1 protein-coding gene is annotated in these 950 nt (G+C 63.6%); it reads left to right on the forward strand.

What is annotated here, in order from left to right:
- Positions 1–9: 9 nt before the first annotated feature.
- Positions 10–950 (forward strand): serine hydroxymethyltransferase (gene glyA, locus QZM67_RS39810; RefSeq protein ID WP_301811965.1); only part of this gene is annotated, 941 nt, incomplete at its 3' end.

Genomic DNA, 950 nt, shown 5'->3' on the forward strand with positions numbered 1-950 from the left:
TTTGCCGCGATCGAGCAGGAAAACCGTCGCCAGGAAGATCACATCGAGCTGATCGCGTCGGAAAACTACACGAGCCCGGCCGTGATGGCTGCGCAGGGTTCGCAACTCACGAACAAGTACGCGGAAGGTTATCCGGGCAAGCGCTACTACGGCGGCTGCGAATACGTCGACGTCGTCGAGCAGCTGGCGATCGACCGCGTGAAGCAGCTGTTCGGCGCGGAAGCGGCGAACGTGCAGCCGAACTCGGGTTCGCAGGCGAACCAGGGCGTGTTCTTCGCGATGCTCAAGCCGGGCGACACGATCATGGGCATGAGCCTCGCGCACGGCGGCCACCTGACGCACGGTTCGCCGGTGAACATGTCGGGCAAGTGGTTCAACGTGGTGAGCTATGGCCTGAACGAGAACGAAGACATCGACTACGAAGCAGCCGAGAAGCTCGCGCAAGAACACAAGCCGAAGCTGATCGTCGCGGGCGCATCGGCGTTCTCGCTGAAGATCGACTTCGAGCGTCTGGCGAAGATCGCGAAGTCGGTCGGTGCGTACCTGATGGTCGACATGGCCCACTACGCGGGCCTGATCGCAGCGGGCGTGTATCCGAACCCGGTGCCGCACGCGGACTTCGTGACGACGACGACGCACAAGAGCCTGCGCGGCCCGCGCGGCGGCGTGATCCTGATGAAGGCCGAGTACGAGAAGCCGATCAACTCGGCGATCTTCCCGGGGATCCAGGGCGGCCCGCTGATGCACGTGATCGCAGGCAAGGCGGTGGCGTTCAAGGAAGCGCTGTCGCCGGAGTTCAAGGCATACCAGGAGAAGGTGGTCGAGAACGCACGCGTGCTGGCTGAAACGCTGGTGAAGCGCGGTCTGCGGATCGTGTCGGGCCGTACGGAAAGCCACGTGATGCTGGTCGACCTGCGCGCAAAGAACATCACCGGCAAGGCAGCGGAAGC

The organism is Burkholderia sp. AU45251 (assembly GCF_030482905.1).
In the GTDB taxonomy this organism is placed as follows: Bacteria; Pseudomonadota; Gammaproteobacteria; order Burkholderiales; family Burkholderiaceae; genus Burkholderia; species Burkholderia aenigmatica.